Source organism: Streptomyces sp. NPDC002537, from assembly GCF_053594975.1.
Window position 1 is genome coordinate 13,191 of the sequence record NZ_JBSFWT010000082.1, and the last position, 19,998, is coordinate 33,188.

Genomic DNA, 19,998 nt, shown 5'->3' on the forward strand with positions numbered 1-19,998 from the left:
ACGCCAAAAGCCCCTTTCACCCGAAAGGGGTCCTTCGGTATTGTGGATTGGCTCAACAGGCCTGCTTTCACATATAATTTGGACCGTCTTCGAGGAAGGAACGCTTAAATGGCTGTTAAGTTCGTACAGGTCGACGAGTCCCAGAAGGGTGAGCCCGGAGTGGAAGAGGCCGTCACCACTACGGTAGTTGGAGGCCAGACTCTCACGACGAAAACGTATGGACGCCTGGAGCGTCACGACGACCTCGACCCGTCGGTGACCGAAGATGTCTTCCTGACCGAAATTCTGATTCCGGTAATGGGGACGGAGGAGTACGAGACCGGCGAGATGAACGAGGACGGCACCGCGACGCTCGCCTCCCGTCAGTGTCTGACCTATGAGCGGCGCGAGCTGGATCTGGGGGCGGAGTCCCTGAAGAAGCTCCACGAGGCTCTCCAGCCGTTCGCGGATGTCTCCCGCCCGGCACAGCCGGTCCCGGCGCAGACCCGAAAGCGTCGCGCGAAGGCGCCCAAGGAATCGGTAGCCGAGCACGCGTAATGCTTTGGGGGCAAACAAACCCCCTGAACGACTTCGCAAATGGCGGTCACTCATCGAGTGGTCGCCTTTTGCGTCCTGCTTTCAGAAGTTACAGTCCGTTTCCTGCCGAGGTCGGGCAGAACTCCGAAGAAGCCGAGAGCGCCGGGCCCGTGGGTATTCCGGAATACCCTGGCGATGCCGCTGAAGCAGTACAGCCGTTCCGCCCGGAGCGTGTCGCCTACATCAGATGGCAGGCCTCGATCAGCGCCCGCAGCCCGGCCCGTGGCGGGTCGGGGCGGACCGCGAGGTAGGTCCGCATCACCGGCGCGGGGTTGCGCAGCGGGCGGAACACCACGCCCGGAACCGGTAGCTGTTCCGCGTGCGGCGCGTAGAAGACCGTCCACGACGGCTTGCCGAAGCCGATGGTCGCCAGCGTGTCCTGGGCCGTGGTGAACTCCGGTCCGAGCACCGGCTCGAAACCGGCTTCCCGGCAGCACTCCGTCACCAGGTCGTGCAGCGCGGGGTTGCGGGACGGCGAGGACAGCCGCAACGGCAGCCCGGCCAGGTCCGCCATGTCGATCTCGGCGCGCACGGCCAGGTCGTGGCGTGCGGGCAGGGCGGCCATGAGCGGGTCCTGCCACAGCGGCAGGAACTCCAGCCCGCTTCCGGCCCGTTCACCCCGTAGGAGCGTCGCGTCCAGTTCACCGGACCGTACGCCCTTGAGCCGGGCTTCCGTGGGTGCCGTCACCAGTTCCAGCTGCGCTTCGGGGGCGAGCCGGGCGAAGTCGGCGAGGATCGCGTCCAGCCGTGCGCCGAGCCCCGCGCTGGTGCCCAGTCGCAGTGTGGCCGCCCGCTCGGTGCGCAGTTCGTCGATCGCCGCGCGGGCCCGCGTCTGGGCGGCCAGTACTTCCCTGGCGTGCGGCAGCAGCCGTCGGCCGGCCTCGGTGAGTCCGACGCTCCGGGTGGTGCGGTCGAAGAGTTCGGCGTCCAGCTCGCGTTCGAGTCTGCGCACCTGCTGGCTGACCGCGGACTGCACGATGTGCAGCCGCTCGGCGGCCCTGCCGAAATGCAGTTCCTCCGCCACCGTCAGGAAATATCGCAGCTGTCTGATCTCCAACACCCACACCCCCATTGATCACTTTTCGCGATGAGTGTAAGCGCACTTCGCCCGTTGGTCGTGGACCGGGTCCGCGATGGGATGGGGACACGCAAGCGACCGAGCAACCGGACCGCCGGAGGAGCCGACATGCCGTACGTGACTGTCAATGACACGACCCTCTACTACGAGGACGAAGGGGAGGGCGCCGGGCAGCCGCTGCTGTTCCTGCACGGCTGGGGGACCAGCGCCCAGGTCTGGAACGCCCAGGCGGCCGCGTTCGTCGGGGAACACCGGGTCGTCACCGTCGACTGGCGCGGCTGCGGACGCTCGGACCGTCCCGCCCGGGGCAACACCCTCGACGGTGTGGTGGCCGACCTCGCCGCTCTCATCGAAGCGCTGGGGCTGGACCGGCCGGTGGTCGTGGGCTCGTCGATCGGCGACACCTTCGCCACCGAGCTCGCCGCGCGCCACCCCGGACTCGTCGGCGGCATCGTGCCCGTGGACGGCCCCGCCTACTGGCCCGCCCAAGGCATTCCGCTGGACGGGCTGAAGGAGAACCTGCTCCGGGACCGGGCCGGGACCGTCGCCGGATGGGTGTCCGCGTGGTTCGCACCGGGCACCGCCCAGGCGCTGATCGACTGGACAGTGCGCCAGATCCTCGATTCGGGCGTGTACATCGACGAGCAGTTCGACATCTTCACCACCTACGACCCCCGGCCCCTCCTGCCCGGACTCCGGGTACCGGTCCATTACATCCATGGCGAACTCGACACCGAGATCCCCCTGGAGGTTGCCCGGACCTGCGCCGAGCTCATCCCCGGCGCCCAGGTCACCGTCGTCACCGGTGCGGGCCACATGCCCCACCAGGAACGTCCCCTCGAGTTCAACGCGGCCCTGCGCGACGCGCTCGCCGCGATGCGCGCCATCGCGCCCGCCACCGCCTGACCCGGGGCGATTCCAGAACAGCCCCGGAAACAAAGCGAGAGAGAAATATCCCGATGCCGAAGACAACCGTGCCGATCAGCGGTGGCGAAGCCACTGTCGTATACGACATCACCGGTACGGGCCCCGGTCTCGTGCTGGTGCACGGCACCGCGGCCACCCGGCAGCAGTGGTTGCCACTGACCGAAGCGGTCGCCGACCGGTTCACCGTCGTGGCCCCCGATCTGTCGGGGTCGGGCGGTACCACCGACCACGGCGGCCCCCTCGGCCTGGCCGACCTCGCCGACGAAGTCGTCGCAGCGGCCGACGCCGCCGGGCTGGACACCTTCCACCTGGTCGGCCACTCACTCGGCTCGGCCGTCGCCACCCACGTCGCCGCGACCCGGCCGGAACGGGTCCGCTCGCTCGCGCTGCACGCCGGGTGGGCGCACACCGACATACGCATGGACGCCGAATTCCGCTACTGGCTCGAGCTGTTGCGCATGGACGCCGGGCAGGGGACGGCGCTGTTCCCGCGCATGCTGCCGCTGATGGCCTTCGGGCCACGGTACTGGGAGCGCACGGACGCGGCCGCCAACGAGGAACTGGTGCGTGCGCTCGTCCAGATGGTCACACCCGGTGCGATACGCCAGACCGAGACCGACCGGCGAGTGGACCTGCGCCCGCTGCTCGGCCGGATCACCGCGCCCACGCTGGTGCTGGCCAGCGCGCACGACCGCATCATCGGCGCGGACCAGCAACAGGCGTTGCTGGCCGGCATCGCGGACTCCCGCTACGCCGAGATCGACGCGGGGCACGGGGCGCCCGCGGAAGACCCCGCCGGATTCGTCGCGAAGCTGGTCGGCTTCCTCGACGAACGGCTGGCCGCGGACCGGGCGATGGCATAAGGGACCTGCCGGGTCGCGGCACGGGCCACCGCCGGGCGCCTGTTGTCCGACATACATGGGGAGGCTCGGGGTGCGGCGCCGCACCCCGGGTCGCCTCGCCGATACCGAACGCCGCGCCGGAATTGCGCATCACCCGCAGTTCCAGCCAGGCGCCGATCACCTTGACGGGGGCGTGGTTCTCCAAGGCGGTGACCACCGCCAGCTTGCTGCACAGGTCGATCGAGTAGGCGAGACCCGCCACCGCGAGAAGGAGAGGTGTCCTCCGCCCGGCCTTGCCGCCTCCTTCCCGGCCCTCACCGCGTATGTCTCCGGTCCCGTCCGGATTCGCCATGGTCAGTCACCTCGAGGTGTGTCGTCCGCGCCGGCCGACGCCGTGTCGATGGCTTCGTCCAGGACATCGCGCGAGCGGATCAGATCGGTGATCATCCGGTTGATGCGGTCCCGTTCCTCGGTGAGTTCGGCGACCAGCCGCGGAGTGGCGAGCTCGTTCGGGCCGCCGTCCGCGTCCCGCATGCAGGGGAGCAAGTGCGCGATCTTCTTGCTGTTCAGGCCCGCGGCGTAGAGAGCCTGTACGCGGACGACCCGGTCGACCGCCCACTCGCCGTAGTCGCGGTGGCCGCCTGGCGTGCGCTCGGCTCTGAGCAGCCCTTGCGTCTCGTAGTAGCGCAGCGAGCGCTCGCTCACGCCGCTGCGCCGGGCCAGTTCACCGATCCGCATTTCTTTCCCGCCTCGCATGCCGCCCATGGGCTTGAACCTGACACTGATGGCAGCTTTTACCGTACCGGCATGACGAACGCACCAGCCGCCTCCCGCCTCTTCGAACCCGCTCGCCTCGGTGCCCTGCGCCTGCCCAACCGCCTGGTGATGGCGCCGCTGACCCGCAACCGCGCCGGAGCCGACGGCGTCCCGCAGCCGATCATGGCCACCTACTATGCGCAGCGCGCCTCCGCGGGGCTGATCATCGCCGAGGCCGCCACACCGAACGCCGTGGGGCAGACCTACCCCGGCATTCCCGCGATCTACAACGAGGCGCAGGTCGCCGGTTGGCGGCGCGTCACCGACGCCGTGCGCGCCGAGGGCGGCCGGATGTTCCTTCAGTTGCAGCACGGCGGCCGGGTGGGCCACCCCGACAACAGCGGGCTCACCCCCGTCGCGCCCTCGCCGGTCGCTCTCCCGGAAACGATCCACACACCCAGTGGGCGTCAGGAGGCTGTCGTGCCCCGGGAGATGACCATCGACGACATCCGGTCCACCGTTGCCGATTTCGCCGCCGCCGCCCGCAACGCCGTCGACGCCGGCTTCGCGGGAGTGGAGGTGCATTCCGCCAACGGCCAGCTTCTTCACCAGTTCCTGTCGGAGAACACCAACCACCGCACCGACGCCTACGGTGGCCCGCCGGAGAGCCGCATCCGGTTCGTCGTCGAGGTGGTCCGGGCCGTCGCCGACGCCATCGGCCCCGAGCGGGTGGGGCTGCGCGTCTCCCCCGGGAACACCGTCAACGGCATCGCCGAAGGCGACACCGGGCGCATCTACCCCGCGCTCGTCGACGCGCTCGCGGACATGGGCCTGGCCTACCTGCACATCGTGTTCGCCGACCCGGAGCAGCCCCTTTTCCGGGCCATCCGCAAGAGCTGGCCGGGCACGCTCGTCGCCAACCCCGCACTCGGGTGGGGAGGGCCGCTGCCCGCCGACGGCGGCATGCACGCGGGCGAGCGGCTCCTGGCCGCCGGAGCCGACCTGATCGCGCTCGGCCGTGCCTTCCTCGCCAACCCCGACCTGGTCGAACGGCTGCGTATCGGCGCGCCGCTCAATCAGGTACGCGACCGGCAGATGATGTACGTCGGCGGAGAAGCCGGGTACACCGACTACCCCACGCTGGCCGCCACCCGTCACCGGTCCCCGGCGCCCGAACTCGTCGGGCCTTGACGGGAGCCGGCGACGGGCCGGGACTGCGCCAGGTAGCAGGCGAGGGCGGTCCGGCTGCGCTGGAGGTCGTGGATGCGCTCGTCCATGGCGGTCAGCTCCCGGTCCAGGATGGTGTGCAGGTCCGTGCACCGGGCGAGCGTCGGCTGCTCGCCGCAGGCGCACGGCAGCACCGAGCGGATCACTTCGGTGGACAGGCCCGCCTGCAGCAGGGCGCGGACCTGTCGCACGGTGAGCACCGCGTCCTCGTCGTAGTCGCGGTATCCGTTCGGTCCGCGCCTGGTGTCGAGCAGACCTTGCGCCTCGTAGTACCGCAGCAGTCGCGGGCTGACTCCGGTGCGCCGGGACAACTCCCCGATCAGCATGCCACTCTCCCCGTCCAAGGTTGACCTTGCCATTGATGTGAAGCTTTAACGTCGCCCCATGAGCAAGCATTCCGTGGGCGCCGTGCAGGGCGCCGAGACCTCTTCCGACAGCCATGGCAACGGCCGGGCCGCGTCCGGCCGTTCGTTCCTCTTCCTCCTCGGCAGCTCCCGTGCCGACGGCAACACCGAGGCCCTCGCGCGGGCCGCCGCCGAGCAGTTGCCCTCCGGCATCCCGCAGCGCTGGGTGGACCTGACCCGGCTGGCGTTGCCCGATTTCCAGGACGGGCGGCACGAGACGGACACCTGGCCCGCCGGGGAGAACGAGGAGATACTGCGGCAGGCCACTTTGGAGGCCACCGACATCGTCATCGCCTCACCGTTGTACTGGTACACCCTCTCCGCGCACGCCAAGCGCTATCTCGACTACTGGTCGGGCTGGATGACGGCACCCGGCTCGGACTTCAAGAAGCGGATGGCGGGCCGGACCCTGTGGGGGGTGACGGTCATGTCGGAGCACGACGAGGCCGTCGCCGACGGGCTGGTGACCACGCTCAACCACAGCGCGGCCTATCTGCGGATGCGATTCGGCGGGGTGCTGCTCGGCAACGGTTCGCGGCCGGGCCAGGTACGGGACGACGAGCGGGCTGCGGTCCGCGCCAAGACCTTCTTCCAGCGCGAGGCCCCGCTCGCCCGGTTCCCCTACGAGGAGGAGGGCGGGGAGCGGTAGCCGTACGGTTCCGCCGGTGCGGCGACGGACGACCGGCTTCGTTCAGACGCCGATGCTGATGGAGGTGACGCAGGCGTAGGCCGCGTAGTCCGAATCCAGCTCGCAGATGACGTCGTCCCACACCTCGTCCAGGGCTTCGAGGTCCCTGACCGCCCATGCGTCGACCATGTCACCCCACAGGTAGCGCACCCGGACGGACCGCTCGGTGACGTTGGGGCGCTTCCGTGTCTCCAGGACGTATGTCTGGTCGACGGGGTAGATCTCGATGCGGCGTCCCGCGCCCTTGTTGTCGAGGAGTCGTTTCAGCTGGCCGGAGCGGATGAGGTTGTCCCGCCGTCGGGTCCAGTAGGCGTTGTCGATTTTTTCGCGGCTGGATCTGCTGGGTGATGCCTTGCCGGTCGTCCATGACCTGAGCGTGCGGGCGGTGACGCCCTGTTCGCGCAGAGCGGCTCGTCCGGCGTCGGAGTCGAGGTAGCGCAGGCGGGCGGACAGCCCGCGCCTGGTGGTGACCGGTGAGGCGATCCCGGAGGTGTGCACGATCCGGTTGATCTCGTAGGCCAGGGCTTCGGCTCCCGTGATGCCGCGGGCACCGTAGTAGCCGAAGTTCGTCCACAGGTCCGAGGCGCCCATTTACTTCTCCCCCAGGGTGTAGTGGTGCTTGGCCTTGACCTCGTTCAGGTTCCGGCCCTCGGGGAACACCTGCCGCCAGTCACCGGCGAGGTGCAGTTCGTCGGTGCCGGACATCTCCACCACGGTCAGGCCGCTGGTGTGTGCCTTGTACGCCTTCAGCCAGAGGTTGGCGAAGGCCTGGGAGCGGATGATGTGCATCCAGTCCGGGCGGCGGATCTCGCGGTTCGCGGTGCTCTCCCCGATGGTGGACACGAACTTGGAGTACATGGCCTTCACATATTCCAAGGTCACTTCGTCGTCGTGGTCGATCGCGGTTCTCCGGGTGTCGGCGAGGGTGCGGCGCAGCTTCTCCAGCAGGCCCTCCGTGCTGCCGGACGTCCAGGACTCGTGGATGACCGGTGCCTCGCACAGGTTCTCCCGGGTGCAGCGCAGCAGGAGGCGGAGGGTGGGTTCGGTGAGCCAGAGGGGGCCCGGCTCCTGGCGGTTGCCCAGGGGGTTGGGCAGGTCGCCGTGGCCCCACGCCGACGGGGTGACCAGGTACACGCCGGAGCGTTTCGTGTCGTGGAGGCCGGAGGTGTCGTGGGTGAGTTTTCCGATCGGCAGGTGGGTCTTCATCGCCGACAGGTAGGCTGCGTTCATGTCCAGGGCGGTCACGTCGACCGGGCCGGTCTCCCCGGACCTCACAGCCTTGAGGAGTGCCGTGTTGCGCCACTTGGGGCGGCCCTCCCAGATGCTGTCCGCTTCCTTCTGCGAACGCTTCTTCAGGATGTCCTGGGTGGGCGGGAATTCGGAATGCTCGTAACGGCCGCCGACCCGTGACGCCTTGAACAGTGCCATGACGTCGGGGATGGCTCTTTTCACCAGTCCGGCGGTGGCCGCGTCCGCATCGCCGCCGTGCTGTTCCAGGGCGTCGGCCACGGCGTCGGTGATCGTGTCCGCCAGGCCGCCGCCTGTACGTCCCGGTGGGCCGGCCGGGTCCCCCCGCCGGCCCACCGCTTCCGACGCGGGCGCGGGTCGCGGCGCGGTGGCGACGGGGGCCGGGGCGGAGACCGCGGCAGCACTGTGTGCGGGGGCGGCCGGTGGGTTTTCCGCGTCCGGCGTCCGGGGCCGGTGGGCGGCTGCGAAGGCCTGGAGTGCCGCGGCGAGGCGCTGTCCCTCACCGGTGTCCGGCAGGTGTGGCGTACGGAGGGCGGCCTCGGTCAGGGCCTGTCGCAGTTCCGGCAGTGCGTCCGCTGTGCCGTTCTCCTGGTGCGCGCCGGCCGTGTGTCCCGCCTGGGTGTGCCCGGTCGCAGCAGCGGACGCGGACTCGCGCAGCGCTGCCAGCAGCCCCGTCAGACGGGCGGACAAACCCTGCTGGGCGCCGGAGGTGAACGGGCGTGCCGCTTCGAGCAGTTCCGCCTCGGTGGCGGCGAGGCCCGTACCGGCGACGGCGTCGTCCGGTGGACCGCCGGGGGCCTGGACGGCTGCGGGCGTGTCGGTGAAGCGGGCGCAGCGCAGGTCGGCGTGGAGGGCGATGGTGGCCAGTGGGCCGAAGTCGCGTTCGGAGATGACGACTTGGGTGCGGTGGTCGTCGCGGGTGAGGGTGAGGGTGATGTCCGCGTTCAGCGCGGCCACCGCGTCGGGGGTGTCGGTGTCCAGGACGGCCAGTACCGGCAGATCGCGAGTGCGGGCGAGGCGGGCCAGGGCCTGGGTGGCAGCGGGCAGCGCGGGGCCGGACAGGGGCACGGCGGGGTCGTGGGCATGCTGGAGGCGGTCGACGACGACGAGGGCCAGTCCGTCGATGTCCGGGGCGGTTTCGGTGATGGCGTCGGCGGTCAGGCCGGTGCCGTCGTCCATGTACAGCGGGGCGCCGGTCAGGCGGGCGCGTGTGTCGGCGGCCGCCTGTTCCTCGGCGGTGGTGAGGGTGCCGGTGCGCAGTCGGCGGTAGTCCACCGGGGTTTCGGCGGCGATGATGCGTGCTGCGATGTCGGCCCGGGTCAGGCCGGACGCGGCGTACAGCACGGGCCGTTGCCGGGCCAGCGCGGTGTGGCGGGCCGCGGCCACGGCCAGCAGTGACCCGCCGGCGCCCGGAGCGGCCGCCACCAGGGTCAGCCGGCCCGGCGTCAGGCCGGTCAGGGCCGCGTCCAGGGTTTCCAGGCCGAACGACAGTGTCGGGCCCGTCGGGGAGGAGGCGGGGGCGAGGGCTTCGCCGAGGACGTCACCGAGACCGTGCAGGCGGCGCGAGCGGGGGGACGTGGGCGGCTCCGTGCCGGCGTCGGGGCGCTGCTCGGCCGTCTCGGGGGTGGCCGGGACGGCGGTGGGTGAAGGGTCGGCGGACGGGGCGGGGAGCAGGACCGCGGCCGGTGTGCGGCGGCGCGACAGCAGCTGCGGCCGGCCTGCGGCCGCGGCGGCCAGCAGGTCGCCCAGCTTCTTGCGTGCCGAGGTGACCGGGGTGGAGGGCAGGTGTGCCTGCAGGCCGGGGTCGAGGTGGTCCAGCGGGCAGAGGGCGGCCGCTTTCGCGCCGCGGCCGATCAGCGTCGTCTCGCCCGCCGCGGCCGCGTCCACCAGCTCGTACAGGGATCTGCGGGCTTCGTCGATCCCCCACCGACGTGCCGTACCGGCCTCGTCCCCGGTGCCTGGTGCGCCTGGTGCGTCCCCTGTCACGGCCGTTCTCCTCTGCATGCCTTCCACGAACACGTAAGGAATCTAACGTAAGGGCGTCATGACGTGCCAGGAAGGGTGCTGGGAAGGCGATGCTGCCGTCGCTGCCGTGGTGCCTCCCGCCGGCAGGTCCGCGAGGAGGTATGCGTGGCGGTCGGCGAGTTCGGGAGCGGTCCCGACGTGTACAGGTGCTGCCCTGTGTGCGTGGTTGTCCAGCGGGAGTTCCACGCTGACGGCCCCGCTGGGGTGGCACCGCGGCGCGTTGGCATAAAGCGGCCAACCTCCGCGGGAGGTGGGTGCCCGGCCTTGCTCCTGCTGGCCGAAAACACCTGGTTACCCGCCGTCTAGTCCCTCCGCGGCCGCACCGGCGTGCGGCGGCCCCGTCCGCCTTCTCCCACCTCGCTTCCGGACACACACCGAGTACTCACCAACCCCCGCTCACCAGGCTTCTCCCATCGGGCAACCGTGGCCTGATGTGACTCTTGAGGCTCAAGTGACGAAAGGGCAATGATCCGCCTCCAAGGAGGATCATGACTACTCTCAAGGCCGGCCTTGGGGATGCCCAGGCCGTGGTGATCGGTGGCGGCCTCGCCGGGCTGCTCACGGCACGGGTGCTCGCCGAGCGTGTCGCACGCGTGGTCGTGGTGGAGCAGGACCGGTTGCCGGAAGGGCCGGTGCCGCGGCGCGGGGTGCCGCAGTCCACCCATGTGCACGGTCTGGGTGTGCGCGGGCTGCGGACGCTGGAGCGGCTCCTGCCCGGTTTCACCGGTGAGTTGACCGGTGCCGGGGCACCCATGCTGGACCTCGCCGGAGATCTCGCGATGCGCAACCCGCACGGGTGGGCCGCGGTCTTCCCCTCCGGGCTGGGCTTCGTGTGCGCGAGCCGCCCCCTGGTGGAGTGGACGGTCCGGCGCATGGTCCGTACGGCACCCAACATCGTGTTCCGCGAAGGGACCCGGGTCACCGGCCTGACCGGAAACACGTCGGCCGTCACCGGGGTACGGCTGCACACCGCCGGGAGCCCGGACCCCGACGGCCCGGTCCTCACCGCGGACCTCGTGGTCGACGCCACCGGCCGGGGCTCCCCCGTGGACACCTGGCTGGAACAACTCGGCTGTGCACCGCCGCCGAAAGAGGTCATCGACCCGCACATCGGTTACGCGAGCCGCGTCTACCGCGTCCCGGAGGGACACCGCGCCGCGTGGCAGGCGTGCTACATCCAGGGCGGGCCGCCCGGCCCGCACCGGGGTGGTGTGCTGGCGCCCCTCGAAGGCGGCCGGTGGATCGTCACCCTCATCGGGAGCGGCGCCGACCGGCCCTCCACCCGGGAGCGGGACTTCCTGCCGTACGCGCGCGGCCTGGCCGACCCGCTCATCGCGGACTCCATCGCCCACGCGGAACCGCTCACCGGCGTCACGGGCAGCCACGCGACCAGCAACCGCCGTCGGCTGATCGGTCCCTCGGCCCGGCTGCCCGGCAACCTCCTGCTCACCGGTGACGCCCTGTGCTGCTTCAACCCGGTCTACGGCCAGGGCATGACCGCGGCCGCTCTGGGCGCGGCCCTGCTCGGGGAGTGCCTGACCGGGCGTCCGGAGCTGTCCGGGATCTCACCGCGCTACCACGCCCGGCTCACCACGCTCACCAACAGCTTCTGGGACATGGCCGCGGCGGCCGACAACGTCCTGCCCGACACCGAGGGCACCCCGCCGTCCTGGTCCCAGCGTGTGGCCTCGCGCTACATGGACCGGGTGCAGGCCGCCTGCACCCGCGACGCGCGGGTCCATCTGACCTTTCTGGAAGTTCTCCACTCCCTGCGCCCGCCGTCGAGCCTCCTCGCGCCGGGCATCGCGTTCCGCGCCCTGGCCGGACGGGGAGCGGGGCAGGGCCGGCCGAGCCCGGCACCGGCGACGTCCGGCACCCCGTAGAACCCCCTAGGCCCCCGTAGGACCCCCTTCAGTGAGGACCCCCCACCATGCTCGACCAGTCCGCACCGGTACGCGTACCGCAGTTGCGCTGCCCGTTCCCGTCCGCGGTCCACCCGGCCGCCGCACACCTGGAGGAGTCCGCGATCGCGTGGATGCGGCGGTTCGGCTTCATCCGCGACGCCGTCGAGGAAGAGGCGGCACGCGCCGCCCAGTTCGGCAGGCTCGCGGCCCTGACCTACCCGCACGCGAGCGCCGAGGGCGCTCAGCTGGCCTGTGACTGGATGATCTGGCTGTTCCTGCAGGACGACGAGTACATGGAGCGCGCCGCCGAGGCCGGCCGGCCCATGGACTACGCGCGTCACACGCTCCGCTGTCTGCGTATCCTGCACGACCCCGACGCCCCGCCGGGCGATGACCCGTACATCCTCGCCCTGCACGAGCTGTGCGCACGGACCAGGCGGCAGATCGGTCCCGGGCACTTCCAGCGGTTCGTCGCCGGGCTGCACGAGTACTTCACCGGCGCCGGGGCCGAGGTCATCTACCTCTGCAACCGGGAGATCCCGTCCCTGGAGGAGTACATCGCGCTCCGCGAGTCGAGCATCGCCCTGCGTTCGGTGATGTTCGTCCTCCTGGAGAGCGGCATGAACTGCCCGCTGCCGGACGGCTGTTGGGGCAGTACGGAGATCCAGTCGCTGGCCCTCGCGGCGAGCCGCGTCAACTCCTGGATCAACGATATCCTCTCCGGCCTGCGCGAACTGCACTGGCCCGGAGCCATCAACCTGATCACCGTCCTCGCGCGGCACCACGGCTGCGCTCCCACGGAGGCGATCGGGATGGCCGTCGCGTACCACGACCGGGAGCTCGGCGCGTTCCTGGACCTGGCCGAGCGGCTCCGGCGCACGTCCGACGACCCGCGGGTCGCGCGCTATCTCGACGGGCTGGCCGCGTGGACCCGCGGCAACCAGGAGTGGAGCCTGACCTGCGGCCGCTACCACGTGGACAACCCCGACCTCGGGGTGACCGGTCCGCAGCACTTCGGCGAATGACGGCCGACGGACACCGAAGGGAACTCCCCGTGCCCACCGCCTCCCCCGCACCGGCAGCGCCGGCCCCCCGTCCGATGGACCTGCCGACCCTCACCGGCTACCGCTTCGTCCTGGCCTTCGTGGTGCTCCTCTGTCACGCGGCCTTCATCTCCTCCGTGTTCCGCGACAAGGCGCTGCACGACCTCCTCGGCCTGACCCTGCCGCTGGCCACGGGGGCCGTCGCCTCCTTCTTCATGCTCAGCGGCTTCATCCTGACCTGGTCGGCGCCCCGGAACGACACCACGCGCGGGTTCTGGCGGCGTAGGTTCTGGAAGATCGTGCCGAACCATGTGGTCGCCTGGGCCGCCGCCGTGCTCTTCCTCCTCGTGACCACCGCGCCGTCGCCCATGCTGGCCACGCCGACGGACGTCCCCCTGGGCCCGGCCCTGGCGAATCTGCTCCTCGTGCAGAACTGGGTGCCGGACGCGCACTACTTCGTCGGCCCCAACGTGCCGGCCTGGTCGATCTCGTGCGAGGCGTTCTTCTACCTGCTCTTCCCCTTCCTCCTGCGGGGGCTGCGCCGCGTCGCCGCCGGGAACCTGTGGCGCTGGTGGATCGCCGTCGCCGCGGCGATCCCGCTCATGGCGCTGGTGAGCCTCCTCGTCGGCGGGCCCACGCTCTACGACTGGCTGCCGCTCAACGGCACCCGGCTGTGGTTCGTCTACGCCTTCCCTCCGGTGCGGCTCCTCGAGTTCACCCTGGGAATCCTCACCGCCCGCCTGGTGCAGGAGGGCCGCTGGGTCAGAGTGCGCCGCCCGGTGCTCATCGGGCTGCCCGTGGCCGCCTTCCTCCTCGTCCCGGTGCTGCCCCCGACCTTCGTGTTCGGTGCGGCCCTGTGCGTACCGCTCGCGCTGGTCATCCCGGCTCTCGCCCTGAAGGACATCGAGCGGCGCGGGTCCGCGCTCCGTCACCGGCGCGTCGTCGCCCTCGGACAGTCCTCCTACGCGCTGTACATCATCCACTACCCGATCATCATGACTGTCCGTCAAGTCGCTGGAACCGGACGGAAATTCGGAGCGGGGACGGCAGGCCTGCTCGTCCTCGGCATCATGGCGGCGTCCCTCGTCGTCGCGCACCTGCTCCACCGGTACTGCGAGGTGCCGCTCATGCGCCGCTACGCACGGCCCCGTTCCGCTCCCCTCCCCGGCCCCGTCCCCGTCCCCACCCCCGCGACTGCAGGAGAAACCCATGTCCCCTCGCGCTGAGACCCTCTCCCCGCCCACCGCCCCCGGTTCCCTCCCGGGCATCGGTCATCTTCTTCCGCTGCTCCGCGACCCGCTGTCGTTCATGACCTCGCTGTCCGCCGTCGGCGACGTGGTGCGCATCGATGTCGCCCGCATGCCCGCGTACGTGGTCACGGACCCGGAGCTCGTCCGGCGGGTCCTGGTCACCAGCGACCACGACTTCACCCAGGGCCGCGTCTACGACAAGCTCGCCCAGTTCCTGGGCGAGGGCGTGGGCACCACCTCCGGCCGCAAGCACCGCAGGCTGCGCCGCCTGATCCAGCCCGCCTTCCACCGCGACCGCATAGCGGAGTACGCCGACACGATGCGGACCGCGGCCGAGAACATGGTGGCCGGCTGGCGGCCCGGCCAGGAGATCGCGGTCGACAGCGCCATGAACGACATGGCGCTGACCGCCGTCACCGCCTGCCTCTTCGACACGGAGATGAGCCCACGGGCCTCGGCGGAGTTCCGCGAGAGCATCCTGACCCTCTTCCACGGCGCGGTGCTGCGCACCCTGCTGCCCACCGCGTGGGAGAAGGTCCCCACGCCCGGGAACCACCGCTACCGGCGGGCCATCACCACGGCCAACAGGATCATCGACGGGACGATCAGCACGTACCGCACCCCGGGTCACGAGCGCGACGACATGCTGTCCCTGCTGCTGGCCGCCCGGGACGACGACGGCGACGGCCTCACCGACAAGCAGATCCGCGACCAGGTGATCACCTTCCTGTTCGCCGGTGTGGAGACGACGGGCGCGACCATCGCCTGGGCCCTCTACGAGATCGGCCGGCACCCCGCGGTCGAGGAGCGGCTGCACGAGGAGCTCGACCGCGTCCTCGGCGGCCGTCCCCCGACCTGGAAGGACCTCTGCGAACTGCGCTTCACCAGCCGCGTCATCAGCGAGACCCTGCGCCTGCACGCCCCCTGGCTCATCCTCCGCCGCACCCTGCGCGAGGTTCCGCTGGGCGGCACCGTGCTCCCCGAGGGCGCCGAGGTCGTCTACAGCCCGTACGCCCTCCAGCACGACCCGCGGTTCTTCACCGGACCCCGCCAGTTCGACCCCGACCGCTGGCTCGACGACCGGGCCGCGGACCGTCCGCGCGGCGCCCACATCCCCTTCGGCGCCGGGGTGCACAAGTGCGTCGGCGATGTCTTCGCGACCACCGAGATCACCATCGCCCTGGCCGTCATCTGCTCGCGCCTGCGCCTGCGTTCCCGCTCCCTCCGCCCGGTCCCCGAAGTGGCCGCGGCCACCACCCATCCGAAGGGGCTCACCATGGTCGTGGAACCACGGAGGGTGGCCTGAGGGCAGGTGGGTGGGGCGGCGGCGCGGCGAGGACCGGGCGGGCTCCGGCCGGTGAGGCGGGTCGTTCAGTCGTTCTTGGCCGCCGCGAGCGGGCCGCCGTCGCCGAAGGCCAGCCCGGCGAAGCGTTCGCCGATGCGGCGGTGACCGGCGGAGTCCGGGTGGAGGTCGTCGGGGAGCGGCAGTTCGGCGAAGTCCGGCTCGCCGTAGAGCGAGCGGCCGTCGAGGTAGTGCAGGTTCGGGTCGTCGGCCGCGCGTTCCGCGGTGATGCGGGAGAGCTGGTCCCGGATGGTGCCGAGCGTCAGCCGCGAGGGGTCCGACGGGTCGCCGAGGGCCCGGAACTTCAGTGTTCCGGCGCTGAAGTCCGGTGCGACGGGCCCCGGGGTGGCCTCTTGGACGGGGCAGAGGACGGGCGAGACGACCAGCAGCGGCGTGGTGGGGTGACCATCGCGGATGGTGTCGAGGAAGCCGTGGACCGCCGGGCCGAAGGCGCGCAGGCGCATCAGGTCCAGGTTGGCCAGGTTGATGCCGATCTTGATGCTGATCAGGTCCGCGGGGGTGTCGCGGATGGTGCGCGCAACGAACGGGTCGAGCAGGGCGCTGCCGCCCAGGCCCAGGTTGATCAGTTCCACGCCGCCGAGGGCGGCGGCCAGCGCGGGCCAGGTCCCGGTCGGGCTGTCGGCGTTGGAGCCGTGGCTGATCGAACTGCCGTGGTGCAGCCATACCTTGCGGCCGTGGTCCGGCACGGCCTCGACGGGGGCGTCGGTGCGCAGGGCGATCAGCTCGGTGATCTCCCTGTGCGGCAGCCAGATCTCGACGTCCTTCATGCTGTCGGACAGTCCGGTGAACCTGGCGGTGCCGGGCGTGCCGGGGCTCGTGACCGTGGACCCGGTGGCCATGTCGACGGTGAGGACGTTGCCGCCGGGCACACTGGTCCGTCCGGCGGGGCGGCCGTCGACGAGCAGGTCGTACACGCCGTCGGGCGCCGCCGGGGCGCCCTGGTAGACCGTCTTCGTGGGGAGCGCGTCCAGCTCGACGGCGGTGGCCCTGGTGCGGAAGGCCAGCCGCACACCGGAGGGCTGGGCCTCGACCATGGCCAACTGCCCGTCGGGGAACTGCTTCCGGGTCCAGGCGGGCAGCCGGTGCGGCAGTACGCCGAGCGCAGTGCGTTCCACATCGAGGGCGCCGCGCAGGATGCGCGGGTCGATGGGGGTGGTGATCCAGTCGGTCACATCGGCCTCTCTTGCAGGGGGGTGACGGTGTGCGGGCCCAGGGGTCGGTGAAGTCGGTGAACAGGAGCATCCGCTTCCTGAGCCACACCCGCACCATCCTTGATCGTATCGACGGGGCCGCGCCACCCCATAAACGCCCATGCCCGACCAGCCGGGCCGGCCTCCCGCCACCCCTTCGGGAAAACCTGTCCAGAATCACCCCATTGGGGAGTTGATAACCAAAAATCGCCCCTTGGTTCCCCCTGACTCCTAGGGTGGCCTCCGGTACGGCCGGGGCCGGTGCTTCTGGCCTGCGTCGTGCGGCCAGGAGGGCTCATGGAGTACCTGCGACTTCTGCGGAAGCCTCCCGTGCTCGCGCTGTGGCTGGCCCGGGGTCTCTCCGTCGTCGGCGAGCGGGTGTACTCGATCGCGGTGATGTGGAGCGTCTTCGCGAGCACGAGTTCGGCCTCGCTGATGGGGCTGGTGGCGGTCCTGGAGTCGGCGCCCTACGTCGTGCTCGGCACGCTGGGACGGCGTGCGGTCGCCCGCTGTTCGTCGTGCCGCGCGCTGTCGTGGCTGGACGCCGTGCGCGCGGCCGTGACGACCGCCCTGCCGTTCCTCTGGTCGCCCGGCATACGGGGTACGTGCGCGGTCTTCGGCAGCGTGCTGCTGCTCGGCGTTCTCGGCGCCCTCTTCGACCCGGGCCTGGACGCGCTGGTACCCGGTCTCGCCGACAGGGAGCACGTGCAGCAGGTGACCGGACTGTTCGACCTGACCGACCGCATCGCACGCGTCGCGGGCCGGGCGAGCGCCGGCCTGCTGCTCCTGGTGTTCTCCAGGATCGAGCTGTTCCTGTTCAACGCGGCGGCGTTCGCCGTGTCGGCGGTGGTACTCGGCGTACTGGCGCGGCACGGCACCGTGGCGGCCGACCGGCGGTCCATGGCCGCGAAGTCGCCGGTGCGGGCGCTTCCGCTGCTCGGCGCCCATCCTCGCGTGGGGCTGGCGATCGGGACGTACGGACTGGTGCCGCTGTGCTCGGCCGCGGCGACCGTGGGGATGCCCGTGCTCCTCGCCACTCGTTACGGCGCCGGTGCGGGTGTGTACGGCCTGGTCACGGCGGCCATCGGCGTCGGCGCCCTGATCGGCAACCCGCTGGCGGGCCATTGGAGGTCGGCGAGCTGGCTGGCCGTCTGCTGCGGTGCGTGGGCGGTGGACGGGGTGGCCACCGCATGCATGGGGCTGGTGGGACGGGTATCGGCACTGATACTGCTGTCGGCGCTGACCGGGCTGGCCGCCCCGGTGGCGGCGGTCGCGCTGCGGACGCGCCTGGGGAGGTTCCCGCCACCGGAGCGCTTGCGGTTGATGACGGTCGAGCACATCGCGACCCGCCTGGGCAGCATGACGGGCATACTCCTGCTGCCGCCGCTCATCGACGTCTCGCCGCGGGGCTCCTTCATCGCGGCCGGGACGACGGTCATGGTGCTGGCGGTCGGGATGCACGCCCTGTCCACCCGGATCACACGGCCCGAGCCCTCATCGGCCCCGCACGAGAGCGGCGGGACCGCGGTGGCGGGCCTCTGAGCCGGACGGTCCGGCGCACGGGTCGACTCGGGCGCCCGCGGCGCCGGTTGAAGTCTCCGCGGTCGCCGCCGTGCCTCGTCACAGCGCACTTCCGGCTTGCGCCAGGCACTCGGGCGAGTTACCTTTCCGGAGGTAGTCAAACTTGAATAGCTCGCGCGGAGGAAGAACATGGCGGTCCTGCCCGACACCGGCCACCAGCCCACCGACGAGGAACTGGCGAGCAAGGAGTTGGAGGAGCGGACCGGGCGGCTGGCGGGCCACCTGGCCCGCCTCGGTGTGCGGCGTGGCGACCGGGTGGCGCTCCTGCTGGGCAACCGGGTGGAAGCGGTGGAGGGTTGCCTCGCGGTGCTGCGAGCGGGCGCGGTGGGGGTTCCCCTCGCCCCGGGGGCGGCGGACGCGGAGCTGGCGTACTTCCTGCGGGACAGCGGCGCGGTCGCGGTCCTCACCGAGGCTGAGCTGTTGCCACGGGTCGGTCAACTGTCGTGCGATCCACCGCGGTTGCGGATCGTGGTGGCGGGCGCGGGCGGGGCCCCCGCGGGCGTGGTCGCGTTCGAGGAACTGGCCGGGGCGGATCCGGGCGTGCCGCCCCCGGACGATCTCGGCCTGGACGAGCCGGCCTGGATCCACTACACCTCGGGCACCACCGGGCGGAGCAAGGGCGTGGTCTCCGGCCAGCGCGCCGCGTTGTGGTCGGTGGCCGCGGCGTACGTCCCGCTGTGGGGGCCGCGGGACCGGAGGGGAGGCACATTCGCCCCCTCCCCGGGCCCGAGGCGTGTTCACTGGACGGACCCTGTTCCCTTCGAACTCGCCGTAGGGTTGACAGTCGCCCGGTACGTCAGCAGTTCGGTACCGTTGCCCTCGTCGCCATTGTCCGGCGCGACCCACATGGTCAGCGTGTTGCCGTCAGCGGCGACCTTGAACGGATTGCGCGTGATGACGTGATTCGCAGTGGACCACAGATGGACCGGGACCTCATGCACAGTGTCATGGCTGCGCAGGTCGACGAGCCCGAGGCCGCCCAGCTCGTAGTGCCCGTTGGTGCCACCCGCGGCACGGGTCTGCGGAAGATCCGCGATGCCGCCGCAGATCATCTTGCGCTCAGGCAGCGTCTGGCAATCCTGGTAGTCGACGAAGAAGCTGGGGTTGTCCCACGCGGCGACCTTCCGGCCTTCGAGGGTCCACTCGGAGAACTGGCGCGAGCCCCAGCTCTGGGCGAGCAGGTGGCCGGTGGCCGTGTCCCGGACGATGCCGCCGATGTGATCCTTGACCCCGAACTGCTTGTGGACTGTCAGGGTTTTGGCGTCGACGCGGTAGATGATGGCGCTGCTGTTGGGACGGTACTGGGCGACCGGGACCCACACCGAGGTACCGTCGAAGCCCACACCACCGGGGTGGTACATGTCGCCCTCCCCGAGGACGACATCGCGCTGGAGGCGACCCTGGCGGTCCATCACGAAGAGATGGCCGATGCCGCGGCCCGGGGTCCGGTCGTAACCGCCGCGTGGGGAAGGGTACTTCTCGGCTTCCTCCAGAACTTGGACCGCGGCGAGGAATATCCGGTCGTCGGAGAAGGCCAGGCCCTCGGTGTGGTACGTGGGAAACGACAGCTTCAGCTTGCTCGCCAGGTTCCACTGGGTGTCACGGGTGACCGCGCCGAAATCGGACGCCACGGTGCCTCTCCGCGCGTCGGGTGTGCTGGTGTGCGCCACCGCCGATGCGCCGGGTGTGGTGGATGAGGCAACTGAGCAAGCTCCGACGGCCATGACCAGGGCCATGACCAGGGATACGGGCGTGCCGCGCCGCAGGCTGACGATCTTCATCTGAACCCCTCGGTCTCGCTCTTGATGAACTTCTCGACGTTCTCACGGGCCTCGTCGTCGAAGTACTGCACCGGCGGCGACTTCATGAAGTACGAGGAGGCGGAGAGGATCGGGC

General features: G+C 70.9%; 17 protein-coding genes and 3 pseudogenes. 11 read left to right on the plus strand and 9 right to left on the minus strand.

Features of this window, described 5'->3' with window-relative positions; translation table 11 throughout:
* Nucleotides 1-108 precede the first annotated feature (108 nt).
* Entirely contained in the window at nt 109-537 is a 429-nt protein-coding gene (locus ACWD4A_RS28450; protein ID WP_451198280.1) for a hypothetical protein, read from the plus strand.
* A gap of 217 nt (nt 538-754) precedes the next feature.
* Here ACWD4A_RS28450 and ACWD4A_RS28455 read toward each other — a convergent pair whose 3' ends face one another.
* Nucleotides 755-1,633: a LysR substrate-binding domain-containing protein gene (locus tag ACWD4A_RS28455; RefSeq protein WP_451198305.1), complete on the minus strand. Its 879-nt coding sequence runs from the start codon at nt 1,631-1,633 to the stop codon at nt 755-757.
* A 129-nt stretch (nt 1,634-1,762) separates the two neighbouring features.
* Between ACWD4A_RS28455 and ACWD4A_RS28460 the strand changes: the two genes are divergently transcribed.
* Together ACWD4A_RS28460 and ACWD4A_RS28465 are read left to right on the plus strand one after the other, a co-directional pair.
* Nucleotides 1,763-2,560, plus strand: coding sequence for an alpha/beta fold hydrolase (locus ACWD4A_RS28460; protein ID WP_451198281.1), 798 nt, complete (start codon nt 1,763-1,765; stop codon nt 2,558-2,560).
* Nucleotides 2,561-2,613: 53 nt separating this feature from the next.
* Entirely contained in the window at nt 2,614-3,444 is an 831-nt protein-coding gene (locus tag ACWD4A_RS28465; RefSeq protein ID WP_451198283.1) for an alpha/beta fold hydrolase, read from the plus strand.
* 106 nt (nt 3,445-3,550) lie between these two features.
* Here the strand turns inward: ACWD4A_RS28465 and ACWD4A_RS28470 are convergent.
* Both ACWD4A_RS28470 and ACWD4A_RS28475 read right to left on the minus strand, forming a co-directional pair.
* Nucleotides 3,551-3,775: pseudogene (locus ACWD4A_RS28470) on the minus strand (signal peptidase II); the annotation flags it as partial.
* 2 nt (nt 3,776-3,777) lie between these two features.
* Nucleotides 3,778-4,161 (minus strand): MerR family transcriptional regulator, encoded by a 384-nt coding sequence (locus tag ACWD4A_RS28475; RefSeq protein ID WP_451198306.1) that lies wholly within the window; start codon nt 4,159-4,161, stop codon nt 3,778-3,780.
* A 69-nt stretch (nt 4,162-4,230) separates the two neighbouring features.
* Here ACWD4A_RS28475 and ACWD4A_RS28480 point away from each other — a divergent pair, with 69 nt between their 5' ends.
* Nucleotides 4,231-5,370 (plus strand): alkene reductase, encoded by a 1,140-nt coding sequence (locus ACWD4A_RS28480; RefSeq protein WP_451198285.1) that lies wholly within the window; start codon nt 4,231-4,233, stop codon nt 5,368-5,370.
* Here ACWD4A_RS28480 and ACWD4A_RS28485 read toward each other — a convergent pair.
* On the minus strand, nt 5,334-5,732 hold the full coding sequence (locus ACWD4A_RS28485; RefSeq protein WP_451198287.1) for a MerR family transcriptional regulator: 399 nt from the start codon (nt 5,730-5,732) through the stop codon (nt 5,334-5,336). The genes ACWD4A_RS28480 and ACWD4A_RS28485 overlap by 37 nt on opposite strands.
* 58 nt (nt 5,733-5,790) lie before the next feature.
* On the opposite strand from ACWD4A_RS28485, the gene ACWD4A_RS28490 reads away from it, so the two are divergent.
* Entirely contained in the window at nt 5,791-6,459 is a 669-nt protein-coding gene (locus ACWD4A_RS28490; protein ID WP_451198289.1) for a flavodoxin family protein, read from the plus strand.
* 42 nt (nt 6,460-6,501) lie between these two features.
* Here the strand turns inward: ACWD4A_RS28490 and ACWD4A_RS28495 are convergent, their stop codons facing one another.
* Nucleotides 6,502-7,089, minus strand: coding sequence for a hypothetical protein (locus ACWD4A_RS28495; protein ID WP_451198290.1), 588 nt, complete (start codon nt 7,087-7,089; stop codon nt 6,502-6,504).
* Complete coding sequence (locus ACWD4A_RS28500) at nt 7,090-9,732, minus strand: type II toxin-antitoxin system prevent-host-death family antitoxin (RefSeq protein WP_451198291.1); 2,643 nt, start codon at nt 9,730-9,732, stop codon at nt 7,090-7,092.
* 527 nt (nt 9,733-10,259) lie between these two features.
* Here ACWD4A_RS28500 and ACWD4A_RS28505 point away from each other — a divergent pair.
* Genes ACWD4A_RS28505 through ACWD4A_RS28520 form a run of 4 tightly spaced genes read left to right on the plus strand, consistent with a single transcriptional unit; the run spans nt 10,260 to nt 15,274 of the window.
* Nucleotides 10,260-11,654, plus strand: a complete 1,395-nt coding sequence (locus ACWD4A_RS28505) for an FAD-dependent oxidoreductase (RefSeq protein WP_451198293.1) — start codon at nt 10,260-10,262, stop codon at nt 11,652-11,654.
* Between the two features lie 47 nt (nt 11,655-11,701).
* Nucleotides 11,702-12,700, plus strand: coding sequence for a terpene synthase family protein (locus tag ACWD4A_RS28510; protein ID WP_451198295.1), 999 nt, complete (start codon nt 11,702-11,704; stop codon nt 12,698-12,700).
* Between the two features lie 29 nt (nt 12,701-12,729).
* Nucleotides 12,730-13,944, plus strand: a complete 1,215-nt coding sequence (locus ACWD4A_RS28515; RefSeq protein WP_451198296.1) for an acyltransferase family protein — start codon at nt 12,730-12,732, stop codon at nt 13,942-13,944.
* Nucleotides 13,928-15,274 (plus strand): cytochrome P450, encoded by a 1,347-nt coding sequence (locus ACWD4A_RS28520; RefSeq protein ID WP_451198298.1) that lies wholly within the window; start codon nt 13,928-13,930, stop codon nt 15,272-15,274. Before ACWD4A_RS28515 ends, ACWD4A_RS28520 begins: the two co-directional genes overlap by 17 nt.
* A gap of 65 nt (nt 15,275-15,339) precedes the next feature.
* On the opposite strand, the gene ACWD4A_RS28525 is transcribed toward ACWD4A_RS28520, so the two are convergent.
* Nucleotides 15,340-16,503, minus strand: a complete 1,164-nt coding sequence (locus ACWD4A_RS28525) for a GDSL-type esterase/lipase family protein (protein ID WP_451198300.1) — start codon at nt 16,501-16,503, stop codon at nt 15,340-15,342.
* Nucleotides 16,504-16,818: 315 nt separating this feature from the next.
* Between ACWD4A_RS28525 and ACWD4A_RS28530 the strand changes: the two genes are divergently transcribed.
* Nucleotides 16,819-18,063: an MFS transporter gene (locus tag ACWD4A_RS28530; RefSeq protein ID WP_451198302.1), complete on the plus strand. Its 1,245-nt coding sequence runs from the start codon at nt 16,819-16,821 to the stop codon at nt 18,061-18,063.
* Between the two features lie 168 nt (nt 18,064-18,231).
* Nucleotides 18,232-18,714 (plus strand): annotated as a pseudogene (locus ACWD4A_RS28535) (AMP-binding protein); the annotation flags it as partial.
* A 125-nt stretch (nt 18,715-18,839) separates the two neighbouring features.
* On the opposite strand, the gene ACWD4A_RS28540 reads toward ACWD4A_RS28535, so the two are convergent.
* Nucleotides 18,840-19,883, minus strand: a complete 1,044-nt coding sequence (locus ACWD4A_RS28540; RefSeq protein WP_451198304.1) for a DUF6454 family protein — start codon at nt 19,881-19,883, stop codon at nt 18,840-18,842.
* A pseudogene (locus ACWD4A_RS28545) lies at nt 19,880-19,998 on the minus strand (inositol-3-phosphate synthase); the annotation flags it as partial. The pseudogene ACWD4A_RS28545 and the gene ACWD4A_RS28540, both read right to left, overlap by 4 nt.

What these genes read in the sequence shown, in the direction of transcription:
- ACWD4A_RS28450 (WP_451198280.1), top strand. Translation starts at nt 109, where the DNA reads ATGGCTGTTAAGTTCGTACAGGTCGACGAGTCCCAGAAGGGTGAGCCC.
- ACWD4A_RS28460 (WP_451198281.1), top strand. Translation starts at nt 1,763, where the DNA reads ATGCCGTACGTGACTGTCAATGACACGACCCTCTACTACGAGGACGAA.
- ACWD4A_RS28465 (WP_451198283.1), top strand. Translation starts at nt 2,614, where the DNA reads ATGCCGAAGACAACCGTGCCGATCAGCGGTGGCGAAGCCACTGTCGTA.
- ACWD4A_RS28475 (WP_451198306.1), bottom strand. Translation starts at nt 4,161, where the DNA reads ATGCGGATCGGTGAACTGGCCCGGCGCAGCGGCGTGAGCGAGCGCTCG.
- ACWD4A_RS28480 (WP_451198285.1), top strand. Translation starts at nt 4,231, where the DNA reads ATGACGAACGCACCAGCCGCCTCCCGCCTCTTCGAACCCGCTCGCCTC.
- ACWD4A_RS28485 (WP_451198287.1), bottom strand. Translation starts at nt 5,732, where the DNA reads ATGCTGATCGGGGAGTTGTCCCGGCGCACCGGAGTCAGCCCGCGACTG.
- ACWD4A_RS28490 (WP_451198289.1), top strand. Translation starts at nt 5,791, where the DNA reads ATGAGCAAGCATTCCGTGGGCGCCGTGCAGGGCGCCGAGACCTCTTCC.
- ACWD4A_RS28495 (WP_451198290.1), bottom strand. Translation starts at nt 7,089, where the DNA reads ATGGGCGCCTCGGACCTGTGGACGAACTTCGGCTACTACGGTGCCCGC.
- ACWD4A_RS28505 (WP_451198293.1), top strand. Translation starts at nt 10,260, where the DNA reads ATGACTACTCTCAAGGCCGGCCTTGGGGATGCCCAGGCCGTGGTGATC.
- ACWD4A_RS28510 (WP_451198295.1), top strand. Translation starts at nt 11,702, where the DNA reads ATGCTCGACCAGTCCGCACCGGTACGCGTACCGCAGTTGCGCTGCCCG.
- ACWD4A_RS28520 (WP_451198298.1), top strand. Translation starts at nt 13,928, where the DNA reads ATGTCCCCTCGCGCTGAGACCCTCTCCCCGCCCACCGCCCCCGGTTCC.
- ACWD4A_RS28530 (WP_451198302.1), top strand. Translation starts at nt 16,819, where the DNA reads ATGGAGTACCTGCGACTTCTGCGGAAGCCTCCCGTGCTCGCGCTGTGG.
- ACWD4A_RS28540 (WP_451198304.1), bottom strand. Translation starts at nt 19,883, where the DNA reads ATGAAGATCGTCAGCCTGCGGCGCGGCACGCCCGTATCCCTGGTCATG.